This is a genomic window from Saccharopolyspora hirsuta (assembly GCF_008630535.1).
Taxonomy (GTDB): domain Bacteria; phylum Actinomycetota; class Actinomycetes; order Mycobacteriales; family Pseudonocardiaceae; genus Saccharopolyspora; species Saccharopolyspora hirsuta.
This window is the reverse complement of record NZ_VWPH01000016.1, coordinates 36,705-52,102: the sequence shown is the minus strand read 5'-3', so window position 1 is coordinate 52,102 and position 15,398 is coordinate 36,705. Positions and strand designations below refer to the sequence as shown.

15 protein-coding genes are annotated in these 15,398 nt (G+C 70.5%); 9 read left to right on the top strand and 6 right to left on the bottom strand.

What is annotated here, in order from left to right:
* The first annotated feature begins 106 nt into the window (after positions 1 to 106).
* Positions 107 to 1,678, top strand: a complete 1,572-nt coding sequence (locus tag F1721_RS29180) for an alkaline phosphatase D family protein (RefSeq protein WP_150070031.1) — start codon at positions 107 to 109, stop codon at positions 1,676 to 1,678.
* Between the two features lie 64 nt (positions 1,679 to 1,742).
* On the opposite strand, the gene F1721_RS29175 is transcribed toward F1721_RS29180, so the two are convergent.
* Entirely contained in the window at positions 1,743 to 2,261 is a 519-nt protein-coding gene (locus F1721_RS29175; protein WP_246155379.1) for a SixA phosphatase family protein, read from the bottom strand.
* A gap of 120 nt (positions 2,262 to 2,381) precedes the next feature.
* Here F1721_RS29175 and F1721_RS29170 point away from each other — a divergent pair, with 120 nt between their 5' ends.
* A complete protein-coding gene (locus F1721_RS29170) occupies positions 2,382 to 4,061 on the top strand; it encodes an acyl-CoA dehydrogenase family protein (RefSeq protein WP_150070030.1) in 1,680 nt (559 codons plus the stop codon).
* On the opposite strand, the gene F1721_RS29165 is transcribed toward F1721_RS29170, so the two are convergent.
* Together F1721_RS29165 and F1721_RS29160 are read right to left on the bottom strand one after the other, a co-directional pair.
* The gene (locus F1721_RS29165) at positions 4,052 to 5,881 is read right to left on the bottom strand and encodes a P-loop NTPase fold protein (protein WP_170301648.1); all 1,830 of its coding nucleotides are present in this window, start codon (positions 5,879 to 5,881) and stop codon (positions 4,052 to 4,054) included. The two genes, F1721_RS29170 and F1721_RS29165, sit on opposite strands and share 10 nt — an antisense overlap.
* A 39-nt stretch (positions 5,882 to 5,920) precedes the next feature.
* Positions 5,921 to 6,532 (bottom strand): TetR/AcrR family transcriptional regulator, encoded by a 612-nt coding sequence (locus F1721_RS29160; protein ID WP_150070028.1) that lies wholly within the window; start codon positions 6,530 to 6,532, stop codon positions 5,921 to 5,923.
* 45 nt (positions 6,533 to 6,577) lie between these two features.
* On the opposite strand from F1721_RS29160, the gene F1721_RS29155 reads away from it, so the two are divergent.
* The gene (locus F1721_RS29155) at positions 6,578 to 6,970 is read left to right on the top strand and encodes a hypothetical protein (protein ID WP_150070027.1); all 393 of its coding nucleotides are present in this window, start codon (positions 6,578 to 6,580) and stop codon (positions 6,968 to 6,970) included.
* A gap of 9 nt (positions 6,971 to 6,979) precedes the next feature.
* On the opposite strand, the gene F1721_RS29150 is transcribed toward F1721_RS29155, so the two are convergent.
* Complete coding sequence (locus tag F1721_RS29150; RefSeq protein ID WP_150070026.1) at positions 6,980 to 7,501, bottom strand: GNAT family N-acetyltransferase; 522 nt, start codon at positions 7,499 to 7,501, stop codon at positions 6,980 to 6,982.
* Positions 7,498 to 7,980 (bottom strand): GNAT family N-acetyltransferase, encoded by a 483-nt coding sequence (locus tag F1721_RS29145; protein ID WP_246155378.1) that lies wholly within the window; start codon positions 7,978 to 7,980, stop codon positions 7,498 to 7,500. The genes F1721_RS29150 and F1721_RS29145 overlap by 4 nt, the downstream gene beginning before the upstream one ends.
* A gap of 133 nt (positions 7,981 to 8,113) precedes the next feature.
* Between F1721_RS29145 and F1721_RS29140 the strand changes: the two genes are divergently transcribed.
* Both F1721_RS29140 and F1721_RS29135 read left to right on the top strand, forming a co-directional pair.
* Positions 8,114 to 8,878, top strand: a complete 765-nt coding sequence (locus F1721_RS29140) for an SDR family NAD(P)-dependent oxidoreductase (protein WP_150070025.1) — start codon at positions 8,114 to 8,116, stop codon at positions 8,876 to 8,878.
* 168 nt (positions 8,879 to 9,046) lie between these two features.
* Entirely contained in the window at positions 9,047 to 9,304 is a 258-nt protein-coding gene (locus tag F1721_RS29135) for a hypothetical protein (protein ID WP_150070024.1), read from the top strand.
* Positions 9,305 to 9,310: 6 nt separating this feature from the next.
* Here F1721_RS29135 and F1721_RS29130 read toward each other — a convergent pair whose 3' ends face one another.
* Positions 9,311 to 10,699: an Nramp family divalent metal transporter gene (locus F1721_RS29130; RefSeq protein WP_150070023.1), complete on the bottom strand. Its 1,389-nt coding sequence runs from the start codon at positions 10,697 to 10,699 to the stop codon at positions 9,311 to 9,313.
* A 164-nt stretch (positions 10,700 to 10,863) separates the two neighbouring features.
* Between F1721_RS29130 and F1721_RS29125 the strand changes: the two genes are divergently transcribed.
* From F1721_RS29125 to F1721_RS29110, 4 genes are all read left to right on the top strand, one after another.
* Positions 10,864 to 11,304, top strand: coding sequence for a DUF4383 domain-containing protein (locus F1721_RS29125; RefSeq protein WP_170301647.1), 441 nt, complete (start codon positions 10,864 to 10,866; stop codon positions 11,302 to 11,304).
* Positions 11,305 to 11,360: 56 nt separating this feature from the next.
* A complete protein-coding gene (locus tag F1721_RS29120) occupies positions 11,361 to 12,740 on the top strand; it encodes a hypothetical protein (RefSeq protein ID WP_150070021.1) in 1,380 nt (459 codons plus the stop codon).
* Positions 12,741 to 12,970: 230 nt separating this feature from the next.
* Entirely contained in the window at positions 12,971 to 14,299 is a 1,329-nt protein-coding gene (locus tag F1721_RS29115; protein ID WP_211840681.1) for an MFS transporter, read from the top strand.
* Between the two features lie 30 nt (positions 14,300 to 14,329).
* A complete protein-coding gene (locus F1721_RS29110) occupies positions 14,330 to 15,349 on the top strand; it encodes a DUF6282 family protein (protein WP_150070019.1) in 1,020 nt (339 codons plus the stop codon).
* Positions 15,350 to 15,398 lie beyond the last annotated feature (49 nt).

Here is a 15,398-nt window from a genome sequence, read left to right as displayed (position 1 = left end):
GCCGGCTCGCCCGGCGTTCACCTCCGCGACGGGTGATCGCGGTCTGCTGGACGCCCGCGATCCGCAGAATGGCCCGTTGTCCTGCCCGCGAAAGAGGAGCGAGCGCATGCCAGGCAAGCTGAATCGTCGCAAGGTGCTGGGAATCGGGGGTGCGAGCGCGGCCGCGGTCCTGCTCGGCACGGGAGCGTGGAGCAGCGCGGCGGCGGATGTGCGGTTGCGCGGCGGGTACCCGTTCTCGCTGGGCGTGGCCTCCGGTGACCCGCTGCCCGACGGCGTGGTGCTCTGGACCCGGTTGGCCCCGGAGCCGCTGGCCGCCGACGGTTCCGGCGGCATGCCCGCGAGACGGGTGCCGGTGCAGTACGAAGTGGCCACCGACGACCAGTTCCGCGACGTGGTGCAGCGGGGTTCGGCCACCGCGACCCCGGAGCTCGGGCACTCGGTGCACGTCGAGATCGCCGGTCTGCAGCCGGGCCGCGACTACTTCTACCGCTTCCGCGCCGCCGGTGAGCTGAGCCCCGTCGGCCGCACCAGGACCGCGCCCGCCCACGCGGCCGCGCTGGCGTCGCTGTCCTTCGCCTTCGCCTCCTGCCAGCACTGGAAGGACGGCTTCTTCACCGCCTACGAGCACATGGCCGCCGAAGACCTCGACTTCGTGGTGCACCTCGGCGACTACGTCTACGAGTACGACCAGACCGACAACAAGCGGGGCGTCGGGCTGGGTTCGGAGTTCAAGTCCGAGACCCGGACCCTCGACCGCTACCGGCTGCAGTACTCGCTGTTCAAGACCGACCCGCACCTGCAGGCCGCGCACGCGGCGTTCCCGTGGATCATCACGATGGACGACCACGAGGTGGACAACAACTGGGCCGGTGAGATCTCCCAGGACGGCGACGATCCGGCGGTGTTCCTGAAGCGGCGGGCCGCGGCGTTCCAGGCGATGTACGAGAACCTGCCGCTGCGCCGCACCGCGCTGCCGGACGGCCCGAACGTGCGCCTGCACCGGCGGCTCCGGTTCGGCGACCTGGCCGACCTCACCATGATCGACACCCGGCAGTACCGCGACGACCAGCCCTGCGGCGACGGCTCGAAGTACGACTGCGCCGAACGGCTGGACCCGAACCGCACGATCCTCGGCGAGCAGCAGCGGCAGTGGCTGCTGGACGGCTTCGCGCAGGACCGGGGGCGGTGGCAGGTCCTCGGCAACCAGGCCCCGATGGGCGAGACCGACCTCGACGCGGGCCCGGCGAAGAAGCTGTTCATGGACCCGTGGGACGGCTACGTGGCGGAGCGCGACGCGGTGCTGGCGGGCGCGGCCGAGCGCGGGGTCGGCAACCTGGTGGTGATCACCGGCGACCGGCACCAGAACTACGCCTGGGACCTCAAGGGCGACTTCGAGGACCCGGACTCCCCGACGGTGGCCGTTGAGTTCGTCGGCACCTCGATCAGCAGCGGCGGCAACGGCGCCGACATGACCGACGAGGGCCGCACGATGCTCGCGGCCAACCCGCACATGAAGTTCTTCAACGCCCAGCGCGGCTACGTCCGCTGCACCCTGACCCCGGACCTCTGGACCAGCGACTACCGCGTGGTCCCGTACATCGACAAGCCGGGCGCCCCGGTCTCGACCCGCGCCACCTACGTCGTCGAGAACGGCCGCCCGGGCGTCCAACCCGCCTGACCGGAGCTGCCGCCGGGCACCCTGCGGGCCCGGGTCACCGGGCGCGCAGGGTGCCCGGCGGCGCTCAGCCCCGTGGTTTGGCGAACTCCACCGCGGTGGCGCGGTCCTCGCCGAGGTCGGGCCACGGGGCCGGGGTGCTGAGCACGGCGACCGATGCGGTCTTGAGGACCGCTGGTTCTCCGGTGAGCAGGTTGATCAGGTCTTCCAGGCCGGGGTTGTGGCCGATCATGGCGGCGGTCATCACCGCGGGCGGGATCTCGTGGACGACCGACAGGAGTTCGCGGGCCGAGGCCGCGTAGATCCGGTGGTCGTGCTTCAGCACCGGCTCGGCCGGGATCTCGGGGCCCGCCAGCTCCCAGGTGTGCCGGGCGCGCACGGCAGGGGAGCACAGGACCAGCTCGATCGCCGCCGCGTGCTTGCGCAGCCAGCGGCCGAGGGCCGGTGCGTCGCGGCGGCCGCGGTCGGCCAGCGGTCGGTCGAAGTCGTCGACGTCGTCCGGCCAGGCCGATTTCGCGTGCCGGATCAGCACCAGCTTCCGCTGCGCGTCCACCATGTCGTGCTCCCGCTCGTCGCTGCTTCCCACCACACGGTAGAGGGCGGTCCGGGCCGGTGCTCGTTCCCGCCGATTGAGTCGGCAGGAGTCTCAGCGCGGGGCCGATTCGGTATTGGACAGCCCCGCCGGGGCGGTGGAAACGTGCTGGGCATGAACTTCGCCGATCTCGATCCCGCGCTGCGCCCCCTGCTCACCCGGCACGTCGACGCGATGGACCGGCTGGAGCCGGTGCTGCGCGACGTCGGCGAGGTGGCGGCGGGGCGGCTGGACGAGCTGGCCGCGGTCGCCGAGGTCAACCCGCCGCAGCTGCGGCAGTACGACGCCACCGGCGAACGGGTGGACGAGGTGGTCTACCACCCGGCCTACACCGAGATGTCGCGGCTGGCGTTCGAACGGTTCGGGTTCGCCGCGATGTCGCACCGGCCGGGCGTGCACGGCTGGCCCACCGCGGTGCCGCACGTGGTCAAGTACGGCCTGTCCCACGTGTTCGTGCAGGCCGAGTTCGGGCTGTTCTGCCCGGTTTCGATGACCGACTCGGCCGCCCGGGTGCTGCGCCGGTTCGGCGACCGCTCGCTGTTCGAGCGCGAGATCGACGGGTTGAGCTCGCCGCACTTCGACTCGCTGCTGACCGGCGCGATGTTCATGACCGAGAAGCAGGGCGGCAGCGACGTCGGCCGCACCGCCACCGAGGCCACCCCGAGCGGTTCACATTGGACGCTGCGGGGCCAGAAGTGGTTCGCCTCCAACGTGTCCGCCGACGTGATCCTCACCCTCGCGCGGGTCCCCGGCGGTCCGGAGGGCACCAAGGGGCTCGGGATGTTCATGGTGCCGAGGTTGCGGCCGGACGGCAGCCGCAACACCTACCGGATCGACCGGCTGAAGGACAAGCTCGGCAGCCGCTCGATGGCCAGCGGCGAGGTGACGCTGGAGGACTGCTACGCGCTGCCCGTCGGCGACCTCTCCCGCGGTTTCCTGCAGATGGCCGAGATGGTCAACGTGTCTCGGCTGTCCAACGCCATGCGCGCGGCTGCGCTGATGCGGCGCGCGCTGAACGAGTCGGTCGCGCACACCCGCCAGCGGATCGCCTTCGGCAAACCGCTGTTCGACCAGCCGCTGATGCGCAAGACCCTGCTGCCGATGCTGCTGCACGCCGAAGCCGGTCTCGGGTTCGTGCTGGAAGCCGCCGCGACCCTCGACCGCGCCGACGCCGGGGACGCCGAAGCGGGCCGGTTGATCCGCGTCCTGACGCCGCTGGGCAAGTACCACCTGTGCAAGCGGGCCCGCGTGGTGACCGGGGAGGCGATGGAGGTCCGCGGCGGCAACGGCTACATCGAGGACTGGATCAACCCGCGACTCCTGCGCGACGCGCACCTGGGCTCGATCTGGGAGGGCTCCAGCAACGTGATCGCCCTGGACGTCCTGCGCTGCATCCGAAAGGACAACGCCCACGAACTGCTCGCCGACGCCGCCCAGCGCCGCTTGGAGCGCATCGCCGACCCCGATGTGGCCGCCGGTGCCGAGCAGCTCATGTCCGAAGTGGACAGGGTGCGGTCCCTCGGGAAGTCGTTGCTGACCGAGAGCGAGGAGTACGCCCAGGCGTTGTGCGGGGAGTTCACCGATATCGCGGCGCAGACCACGATGGCGGCGCTGCTGTTCGAGCAGGCCGACCACGAGGCCCGCACCGGCCTCGGGTACCGGAAGCTGATGGTGGCCAACACCTACCTCCACCACCTGGTGCGCGCCACCGACCCGGTTCCGGAAGCCCTGCGCTGGCTGGACGAACTCGCCGACGGGGGACCGGTACCGGCCGAGGCGGCCGTTCAGGACTGAGCGGTGGGAGACGTGCCGGGAGGGAACGGCAGGCGCTGGATCCAGTCCTGGAGCACCTCCGGGTCAGAGGTGATCGCCATGGCCCCGATCTGCTCGGCGAGCTTGATGCGGGACGGCGTGACCCGGCTGGTGTAGATGATCACCGGACCGTCGTAGGTCCCGTCGGCGCGCAGCGCGGCCAACGCGTTCATCCTCGCGTACGGGTCACCGTCGCGCCTGATGTCGGAGATCAGCAGATCGGGCTTCGACACCTGCAACAGCTGCCGGGCGCTCGCCAGGTCCGGGACGACTTCGAGGTGCGCGATCCCCTCGATGGATTGGAGCAGCTTCTCGTTCGCGGCATCGGGGCGGATCAGGACGTCCTGGTCGATCCAGAGCACCTGGCGCCCGGTTCGCGGGAACCACTGCTGCGCGGGCGGTGGCTGCTGTTCGGGACCGCCACCGGCCCCGGGCTGGAGGGCCCCGGCCCAGCCCTGCGGCGGCTCGGCGGTGCCCGCGAGCGGGGTGCGCCAGCCGTGCTGGAGGTGATCCAGGAGGGAGCCGAAGTGCTCCTCCTCAGCCAGCTGGCCCAGCAGCGACACGAAGTCCGAGTCCAGCACCAGTTCGGGGAACGACACCGGGAGCTCCTGCTCGAGCAGGTGCAGCGAGTTCAGCAGCTCCTCCCGGTCGGCGGTCGGGACCGGCGGCGTGACCTCGTGCTGGGTGAAGAACTCCGCGGGTTCCGGGCGCTGCCCGGCCCGGCACGCGGCGCGGATGCGGTGGTAGGTGAGGAACTCCTGCACGAGGTCGCCGCTGGCCGGGTTGGTGAGGCTCCGGTAGAAGCCGGGGTAGAAGTGCTGCAGCAGCACCACCCGGACCAGCGCTGACGCGCCGAACCGCTGCCACTGCGGGCTCAGGTTGTACTCCAGCACGAAGCTGTTGATCAGCCGCTTGATCCGGCGCGGGTTCCGGCTGGTGCGCTGGGCGATCAGCCCCGGCTCGGTGGTGCCGAGGAGGTGCCTGATGCCGGAGCGGGCCGCGAATCCGTCGACCAGGTGCCGCAGCAGCTCCTCGTCCGGAACCGGGGTTCGGTAGTTGACCTGCACGATCTTCTCCAGCAGGTCCCGCGCCTGCGCCGCCGAACCGCCGGATTCCCGCACCTTGGCGTCCAGCACCGCCTGGTCGCAGCCGATCACGAACACCAGCCCCGGCACGTCCAGGTAGAGCTTGATCGCCTCGCAGACGGTCAGCGCGACCTCGCCGGAGCACCGGTCGAGGTCGTCGACGAACACCACGAGCTGCCGACCGCCGGTGGATCCGTCGTTCACCCAGTCCTCGGCCATCTCGCGCACGACCTCGCGGATCTCGTTGCGCGCCTTGGCGTCCACCGACAGCGCCTGCCAGATCCGGTCCACCACGGGCACCGATCGGGTCACCCCGGCGAGGACGCTGATCACCACCCGGAGCGCACCGACGACGCGGCGCCGCTTCATGAGCCGGTGGTAGGCGCGCCGGACGATGTTGCGGTCGAAGGTCAGCAGCACCGTCTTGATGAGCACTTCGAGCGCGTCGGGACCGGAGGTCCAGGCGTTGAACCACGCGGTCGGCGTGCCCCGCTGCTCCAGCTCTGTGCGCATCAACCGCATCAGGCTGCTCTTGCCCATGCCCCACCCGGCGTCGATGGCGATGGTGAACGGGGTGGAGACGTGCGAGTCGGTGATCAGGTCGACCAGGCCGCGCGCGGTCTCCGAAGCCCCGAGCAGGTCGTCCTCGGCGATCTCGACCGGCTGGTCGTTGAGCACCACGAACCGACCCGGACCGCTTGACGTTTCCCCTGTCACAGCGCGGATTATGGCAGTCCGGTCCCGATGGCGGTTCGGTCAGCCGACTAGGCTCGCGTCGGACACCAGAGCGCAGGCCACGTCGGCGAAGTACTGCTCGTCGGCACCGGCTGCCAGCCCGAGGACGACGCCCTGGCTCAGCCCGACCAGCAGCGCCCGGAGCGCGGTCGTCAGGCGCTCGGCTTGGTGCCGCGTGACAACGCTCCCGTTGTGGTCCCGACCGGTGAACAGCGCGATCAGGTGGTTCTCCTGCTCCCGCACGGACTCGGCGAGCTGGGCGCCCAGCTTCGGGTCGTGCAGCGACATCTCCTGCAGGGTCATCTGGAGCGACAGCGCGGAGAGCGCCTCGGGGGCGTCGCAGGTGCGCCGGTAGTGCCGGGCGAAGGCGTCGACCGCCGCGACCAGGTCCAGCTCGGCGGGAACCGCCTCCTCGAACTGCGCGTAGTGCGGCTGCAGGTAGTCGGTGACCAGCGCGACCACCAGGCCGTTCTTGCTGCCGAACAGCGAGTAGACGGCACCGGTGGTCAGCCCGGCCCGCTCGGCGATGTCCTCGAGCTTGGCCCGGTAGCCGTCCCGGGTCACGACCTGGAACGCGGCGTCCAGCAGGGCGCGGCGGTTGTTCTCCCTGGACTCCGCCCTCGTCTTTCTCATAATCTGATGATACTCGTAATCGGATTACGAAAAAGGAGGGTGCTCGTGGATCAGGCGCAGCTCGCGGCACCGGCGGGGAAGACGAGGGCGGGGATCGTCGCCGACGGCTCCGTCAAGGCGCTGTTCGGCGCTGCCTGCGCTCTCGGTGCTGCACCGCTCGGCCAGCTGCTCGGAGTGCCGGTCTGGCTGGTGGTCGTCTCCGGCGCGGTCCTGCTCATGTGCGGCGCGGTGGAGATCAGGTACGTCCGCCGTCGCGCGAATCGCACCTACCTGCGGCTCATGGTCGCCTACGACAGCGGCTGGGTGCTGGCGACGCTCGCCGGCCTGCTGCTGGCGTGGTCGGGCAGCGGCGCGGGCGGCGAGGTGTGGATCGGGTACCAGGCGGTCGCTTCCGCGGTTTTCGCCGCGTTGCTGCTCGCCGCGGAACCCGAGCGCTGAGGCCGTTCGTCAGGCGTCGAAGGACAGGCGCCAGATGGTTTCGCCGTCGTGGCTGTCCGCGGTCGGCTTCAGGCCGACGGCCGCGGCGACGGCGGCAGAGGCCTGGTGGTCCGGGTGGATGTGGGCGAGGACGCCGCGCACCGGGACCCGCCGGAGCCAGTCGACCAGGGCGCGGGCGGCCTCCTTCGCGATGCCGCGCTTCTGCCACTCGACGCCCACCATCCAGGCGATCTGCGCGGCGGGGCCCGGAAAACCGGGGCTGATCGTCGCCTGCACCGCGCCGACGAGGCGGTCCTCCTCGCGCAGCCGGACCACCCAGTTGCACCAGGAGATCGCGGGGTCCGGCGAGCCCGCCAGCACCCGCTCGTAGCGGGTGCGCAGCTCCGGCGCGGTGAGCGGGACCCCGCCGATGAACTCGTAGAGCTCGGGGGAGCCGAGCACCTCGGACATCTCGTCGGCGTGGTCGGCGCGCAGCGGTTCCAGGTCGAGCCGGTCGGTCCGGATCGGCCGCGCTCCGACCCGCCCGGTCATCCCAGGACCTTCTCGAACCAGTGCTCGGCGTACGGGCCGTCGTTGTAGGCCGGGATCTCCCGGTAGCCCTGCTTGGCGTAGAGGCCGCGGGCCTCCACCAGGTCGTTGCGGGTGTCCAGGCGGATCGCCCGGTAGCCCAGCCGCTGCGCGTGCTGCTCCGCCTCGGACAGCAGCCGAACGCCCGCCCCGCGCCCGCGCACCTGGGGTTTGACGTACATGCGCTTCAGCTCGGCGATGCCGGGTTCGAGCTCGCGGATGCCGACGCAGCCAACGGGTTCGGCGCCGTCGCGGACCACCAGGAACACACCGGTGGGCGGGTGCAGCCCCTCGTTCGGATCTTCGGCGATCGCCTCGTCCACCTCGGCGTCGGTCGCGGGGCGGCCGTAGTACCGGCTGGCCATCTCGCCGGTGTACTCGCGGAGCAGGCGGACGACGACGGGCTGGTCCACCGCGGTGGGTTCGATGCTCCAGGTGCTCACGGGCCGATTCTCGCCCTGCTGTCCACCGGATATAGGCCGGGCCTTCGGTTCCGTTCGCGATCCGGACTTTGACCGCCGTCGCGCGGGGTGCCTTGAATGGGGCCGAGCACACCGGTGTGGAGAGGATCAGCGCATGCGTCTGGAAGGCATTTCGGCGGCGGTGACCGGCGGCGCGTCCGGTCTGGGGTTGGCGACCGCGCGGAAGTTGGTCAAGGCGGGGGCGGCGGTCACCATCATCGACCTGCCCACCTCGGCGGGGGCCGACGTGGCGGCCGAGCTCGGCGAGTCCGTCCGGTTCGCGGCCGCCGACATCACCGACGTGGACCAGTTCGCCGCCGCGCTGGACGCCGCCGACGAGGCCGGACCGCTGCGCGCGGTGGTGCACTGCGCCGGTCGCGGCGCCCGCATCCGCCTGGTGGAGAAGGACGGCGAACCGGGCGCGCTCGAACCCTTCGAGGACGTCATCCAGCTGAACCTGATCGGCTCCTACAACGCGCTGCGGCTCGGCGCCGCGCGGATGGCCAAGCACGACACCGTCGACGACGAGCGCGGCGCGATCGTCATGACCGCGTCGGTGGCGGCGTTCGAGGGCCAGATCGGGCAGATCGCCTACACCGCGTCGAAGGCGGGCATCGTCGGCATGACGCTGTGCGCGGCGCGCGACCTGGCGAGCAAGGCGATCCGGGTGAACACCATCGCCCCGGGCATCATGGACACCCCGCTGCTGGGCCGCCTCCGCGAGGACGTCCGCAAGTCCCTGGAGGACTCGGTGCCCAGCCCCAAGCGCCTCGGGGACCCGGCCGAATTCGGCGCCCTGGCCTGCAACATCATCGAGAACCCCTACCTCAACGGCGAGACGATCCGGCTCGACGGCGCGATCCGGATGGCACCCCGCTGAGCCCGTGTCCAGGGGATTTCGTCCCGCATCCCGGTCCGGCCGGTGCCGGAAGAATCACGGCTCCAGGGGTTCTCGGGTGATGTGCCCGGTTTGTACTGTGGACTGGTAGTTCCCATCGGGCGGGCGTCGCCGCGGTGGCGCCCGCCGATCCCCTCGAGGCGGTGCGACATGCTTCCTCCTTCGCGCGGCCTGGCCGGATCAGTGCTGGCGATCGCGCTGCTGCTCGGCGCACCCGCGCTGGCTTCGGCGCAGACCCCGGTCGACTGCTCCACGGTGCAGGACCCGGCGCAGTACCCGGAGTGCCTGGGCCACGGGCACCACGACCGCACCGGTGACCTCCAAGCCCACCACCGGAACGAGCACGCCTCACAGCACAACGAGCACTTGGCCGAGCACAACCGGCACCACAACGAGCACCACCACTGACCGGGCTCAGCTGAAGACGTTCACGAGGCTGTAGACGCCCAAGAGGCTGATCGCGATGCTGCTCACCACCAGGAGGGTGTTGAAGGCCCGCGAACCGTGCAGGCGCCGATCGACCTGGGTGTTGCGCAGGTACCAGGTCGCCACCACCACCGCCGGCAGGAAGATCCCGGTCATGATGCCGCCGATCTGCACCATGACCACCGGCGAGTTGATGAACAGGTAGGTCGCGCCCCACACGATCGGCAGCGCGACCGTGAAGCCGCGCACCCACCTCTGGCGGGAGCGCGCGTCCGACCAGTCCAGCACGCCCAGGGTCGCCAGCACGTTGACGTACATCCGGGACCAGCTCGGGATCGCCGCCCACAGGGTCGAGCCCAGCACCGCGATCGCGCCGACCAGGAACCCGATCGCCGCCCACTCGCCGATCACGTCGGTGTACATCTGGGACAGCGTGGTGATCATCTCGTTGCCCTCGAGCACCAGGCCTTGCGGGTTGAGCACCGCCGCGCCCATCACGAAGAACGCCAGCGTGCTGAACGTGTAGATCACCCAGGACAGGAAGACGTCCTTGTACATCACGCGGATCCAGCCCCGGGCGCGCTGCTGCCACTCCTCGCTGCCGTCGTTCGGCCCGACCCAGCGGGCGTAGCCCTTCTCCACGCACCAGTAGGTGTAGAAGGTGATCTCGTCGGCGCCGACGCCGGTGATGCCGAACATCGCCACCGCCGCGCCGATCGCGCCGGCCGGGATGGTGAACGTCAGCCCGGAGAGCAGATCACCGCCGCTGTAGCCGAACGGCGTGAACGGCAGGCCGAGGGCGATCACCACCGTCGCCACCGAGAAGACCGCGACCAGTGCGAAGGCACCGCGCTCGATCAGGGAGTAGCTGTTGGAGTACAGCAGCGCGATGCTGCCGACGACCACGATGGTCGTCCACACCGCCAGCGAGGTGAAGCCGAGCGGATCGCCGCCGACCGGGACCAGCATGCTCAGCGCCACCGCCGTGCCGCCGACGATCCCGCCGACCTGCAGCAGCTTGGACAGCGCCATCAGCATCCACAGCACGTTGATCCAGCCGAGCCGGCCGATCTTCGGCGGGACCTCGTTGAAACCGGTCAGCGCGGGCTTGCCGGTGATGATCGTCCAGCGGGCGAGCTCGGCCTGCACCGCCACCTTCACCGCGGTGGACAGGATCACCATCCACAGCAGGGCGAAACCGACCTCGGCGCCGAGCGCGGTGGTGGCGATCAGCTCGCCCGAGCCGACGATGGAGGCGCTGACGATCAGGCCGGGGCCGAGGTAGCGCAGGCTGGCCCGCCAGCCGCGAGGTGGTTCTTTGACGCCGTCCGCGGTGAGCAGGTACGGGTCGTCGCTGGTCGCGTTGGGTGCACCCATCGGGCACTCCTTTGTGCAGCAGGGCATTTCACATGCGTGAAGGGACTGCAGTGGACGTGAAAGCTACAGTCGCGAACAGGGTCGGTCAACGGGCGGCGCGGCAGGTTTTCGATCGGTCCACAACGGGCATCTCGGGAGCACGACCCCGCGCTCCGGAGGTGCCGATGGATCCTCGACGGTGGTCGCCGACGGCGGGCTGGCAGCTGCTGCTCGCCGCGCAAGGTCTGCTGCTGGTCGTGCTCGGCCTGCTGGGGCTGGCCAACGGCGGCTGGCGGGCGTCCGGTGACGTCGCGGTGCTCGTCGTCTTCCAGCTCAACACCGCGCACAGCCTGCTGCTGCTCGCCTTCGGCGCGGTCGAGGTGCTGGCGGCCCCGTGGCGTCGCACCGCGGTTCTGTGCGCGACGGTGCAGATGGTCGGCGGACTGATGCTCTTCGTCTACGGCACCGCGGAGAGCACGCTCGACAGTGGACGAACGCCCTTCCTGCTCGGCCCGGCGGAGAACTTCCTGCACGCCGGACTCGCGGTGGTGGGCTTCGTGATCCTCTGCGGGCTGGAGTCGGTACCCCGGCCGACCCGCCCGCGCCGCATGGTCCCCAGGCACTAGGTCGTGAGTGCGCAACTGTTGCGCACTCACGACCCCACGCACGGCGAGGTGGACAAGTGCGACCAGCACGCGCAGCCGCTTCCTTCGACTCGGCGACCGGGATGCTCCGGGCGCTGTCGCGCTTCCTCGCCGGGCAGGACATCCCCGCGATCGGCCAAGCGCCGAGAGCGCTCGAACCGGTGCTCGGAGCCGCGCTGGCGGGAGTCAACCGGTTGCCCGCGCGCTGGGCGGACCGGCTCTACGCGATCAGCGGGGTGAGCGAGGCGCTGCCGCCCGGCCGCCTGGACGAGGTCGACTCCGACCGGCTCGCCGCCTGGATCGTCGACCACTACCCGAAGCGCCGGTACCCCGTGGTGTTCATCGGTTCCTCCAACGGTGCCCTCGTGCACCTGGCGGCGGCGCTGGGCGCGCCGTGGCTGCCGCAGACCCTGCTGGTCCCAGTGCGGCGGCGCGGGGTGGACCGGGACGATCCGCGGGGCGAGCTGGAAGCCGGGAAGGCACCGGCCGCGCGGCTGCTGGCGGCCAACCCCGACCTGGTGCTGCACCACATGCACGACCCCAACCAGGACCGGCTGATGATCGCCGGGATGTCGTACTTCCGCGTCAAGTGGCGGCGGTTGCCGGAGGCCTACCGCCGGTTCCTGCGCGACCACCTGACCGCCGGTGGTGCGGTGGTGACGGTCGAGTGCGACCTGCCGTGGCCGGTGACCCGGGTCGGGCCGCGGCACGTGTTCCAGTTCGGTGCGCTGGGCGGCGCGTCCGCGGCCGAGTACCACTCCGGCGGTCCGCGGGTGGCCGACCTGCTGCACCGCTACGGAGCTCGCCGCAGCACCTGGCGCCCGCCGGAACCCGACGAGCAGGCCCCGGAAGCAGAGTGGGGCTTCGAACCGGAGCTGCTGACCGACCTGCGCGAGGCCGCGCACCAGCACCGGTTCTCGTTGCGGCGCATGCGGTTCGACCACCCCGAGCGGTTGAGCCCGGTGGTCGCCGACCTGCACCGCACCTGGTACGTGCAGCGCGGTCTGCCCGTCGACCGGCTGCTGGTGGAGTCGTTCCTGCTGCTGGAGCCCTGGTGGGCCCTGCGCACCGGGTCGGTGCCGTTCTGGATGGCGTTCAACACCGAGGGATCGCACCGAGCCCTGCGCGACTTCCTCGACACCCGGGACTTCGAGGAGATCCGGCTGATGCTCTTCTCGCACGGCACCGAGTCGATCGGGCTGGCGGGCATCGACGACTGGCAGCAGCTGGTGGACCGCGCCGGGATCTGCGGGGAGCTGCTCGGGGTGGATCCGCGCGCGTTCCCGAGGGATTTCGCCGGTCTGGTCCGCGCGCACCGCGAGCTGAGCCGGGTGCGGCCGTGCTGGCAGCTGCCGCCGCCGCTGACCCTGTCCGATGTGGACGCAATGCTGGGGGACCGGATCCGCATCGAGCGGTGAGCGTGAACTTGGGATCCCGACTGTTGACGCGTGGCTCGCAGTGGCGGCACGTTGCTCGGGATCCCAAAAGGTGTCGCCCGTTCATCCGATCAGCGCGCTGGAAGCACATCGCAGCGGCGTCCGAGGTTCACGCGCCGTCACGCCGGACGAGGCAGCGAAGCCCTCGTCGAGGCCCCTTCACCGCACCGCAGGACATTGGAGCAACGATGGTCCACCCTGATTCTGCGCCGTTGACGACGACATCGACCGTCGAGGAGCGCGACCGGACGTTCCGGCGCGTCGTCCTGCGCATCGTCCCGTTCGCGACGCTGGTGTACGTCATCGCCTGGATCGACCGGGCGAACGTCGGGTTCGCGAAGCTGACGACGCTCGACGACCTGCAGTGGAGCGACGCCGTCTACGGCGCCGGCGCGGGCATCTTCTTCCTGGGCTACTTCTTCTTCGAGGTGCCGAGCAACCTGCTGCTGCAGAAGATCGGCGCCCCCAAGACGATCATGCGCATCGCGCTGGGCTGGGGCGCGGCGACCGTGCTCATGGCCTTCATCACCGAGCCGTGGCACTTCTACGTCCTGCGGTTCCTGCAAGGCGCGTTCGAGGCCGGGCTGCACCCCGGGCTCATCCTGTACCTGACGTTCTGGCTGCCGGCGCACCGGCGGGCCAAGGCCGTCGCCATCTTCATGTCCGCGTCGCCGCTGGCGATGCTGGTGGGCAGCCCGCTGGCCGGTTACATCATGACCTGCACCGACGGGGTGCTGGGCATTGCGGACTGGCAGTGGCTGTTCATCATCGAGGGCCTGCCGTCGATCGCGCTCGGCGTCCTCGCGGTGTTCCTGATGACCGACAAGCCGGACAACGCCAAGTGGCTCAGCCCGGTGGAGCGCGAGCACGTCGCCCACGAGCTGGCCAGCGAATCCGCCGACCTGAGCGGACGCGAGCACAAGTTCTCCGCGGCGCTGCGCACCCGAACGGTGTGGATCCTCGTCCTGACGTTGTTCTGCATCATCACCGGCAACGCCACGCTGTCCTTCTACGGGCCCAGCCTCGTGGAGGCCACGCTCACCGTCGACTTCTCCACCCTCGGGTGGATCATGTCGGGGATCTTCGTCCTCGGGTGGCTCGGGATGATCGTCAACGGCTGGCTGTCCGACCGCATGGCCGAAGCCCGCTGGCACACGGCGTGCGCCGCGGGAGCGGGCGCCCTCGGGCTGGTCCTGGCCGCCATCGCGCTGGAGCTCGGCAGCGGCATCGGCGTGATCGTCGCGCTGGCCGTCTCGGCCGCCGGGACGATGGGCGCGATCCCGGTCTTCTGGAGCCTGCCACCGCAATTCATGTCCGGCACGGCGCTCGCCGCGGGCGTCGCGCTCATCAACTCGATCGCGAACCTGGCGGGTTACGCGGCACCGCAGTTCCTCGGCTCCGTCAAGGACGCAGCGGGCGGTTACTCGCTGGGCCTGTACGTCATCGCGGGAGTCGAGTTCATCGCGGTGCTGCTGATCCTCGCCTTCATCAAGAAGGACTCGGCGGTCGGTGCGCCGAAGACCGAGCCGCTCAACGCCTAGAACCGATCGATGCGACAGGGAAGGAAGCAGATGACGATCGCCGGAGAGACCTTCCAGAACAGGTCGATGGAACTGCCGGACGAACTGGTCCGCGGCACCAGCGACGTGCACGTGCACAGCGGGCCCTGGCTGAAGTCGTGCCCGGGACGCCTGGACCCGTTCCAGATCGCCGAGCAGGCGAAGGCCGCCGGGATGCGCTCGCTGGTGTTCTACGACCACACGCTGGGGGTGAGCAGCGGGACGGCGCTGCTCACCAGCCGCCAGGTCCCCGGCATCGAGATCTTCGGCGGGATCATCCTGACCACGGCACTCGGCGGGCTGAACCCGCGGGCGGTCAAGACCGCGCTGCACTACGGCGCGGGTGCCAAGTTCGTGCACTTCGGCGCGCACTGCACGCACTTCATGGCCAGCCACGAGGGCAGTTACGTAAACGGCGAACCGGTCCCGTTCAAGGACCAGTACCCGAAGTTCGCCGAGCAGGAGCTGGCGAAGTCCATCCGGATCCCGCTGGAGGGCCCGGTCCCGGACGACCTCGCCGAGATCCTGCAGCTCATCGCCGAACGCCCGGACGTGCACCTCAACACCGGGCACGTGTCGGTGGCCGAAGCGTTCCGCCTGGTCGACCTCGCCGTCGAGGCCGGTGTCCGGAAGATCGTCGTGGCGCACCCGTGCCGCGGGCGCATGACCACCGAGCAGCAGAAGGAGCTGGCGAGCCGGGGAGTGCTGCTGGAAGGAGCGGTGTCCGACTGGATGTTCCACCGCGGTCTGCCGCGGACGAACTACTACGTGGAGCGCGAGTGGGCCGATGAGATCGCCGGGATCGCGAACTCCCCGGAGTTCAGCGGGGTCGTGCCGTGGGCGCGGCAGATCCGCGAGATCGGCATCGAGCACTTCGTGCTCGGCACCGACTACGGCATCCGCTCCGGGCCGACGCCGCTGGAGGGGATGCGCACGCTGATCAGCACGCTGCTGGACCTGGAGTTCACGCCGGAGGAGATCCACGTGTTGGTCAAGGGGAACCCGGAGAAGCTGCTCGGCCTGGAACCGTGACCCCGCAACGGCGGCCCGGCACTCCCCGCCCGGGCCGCCGTTCGCCGAC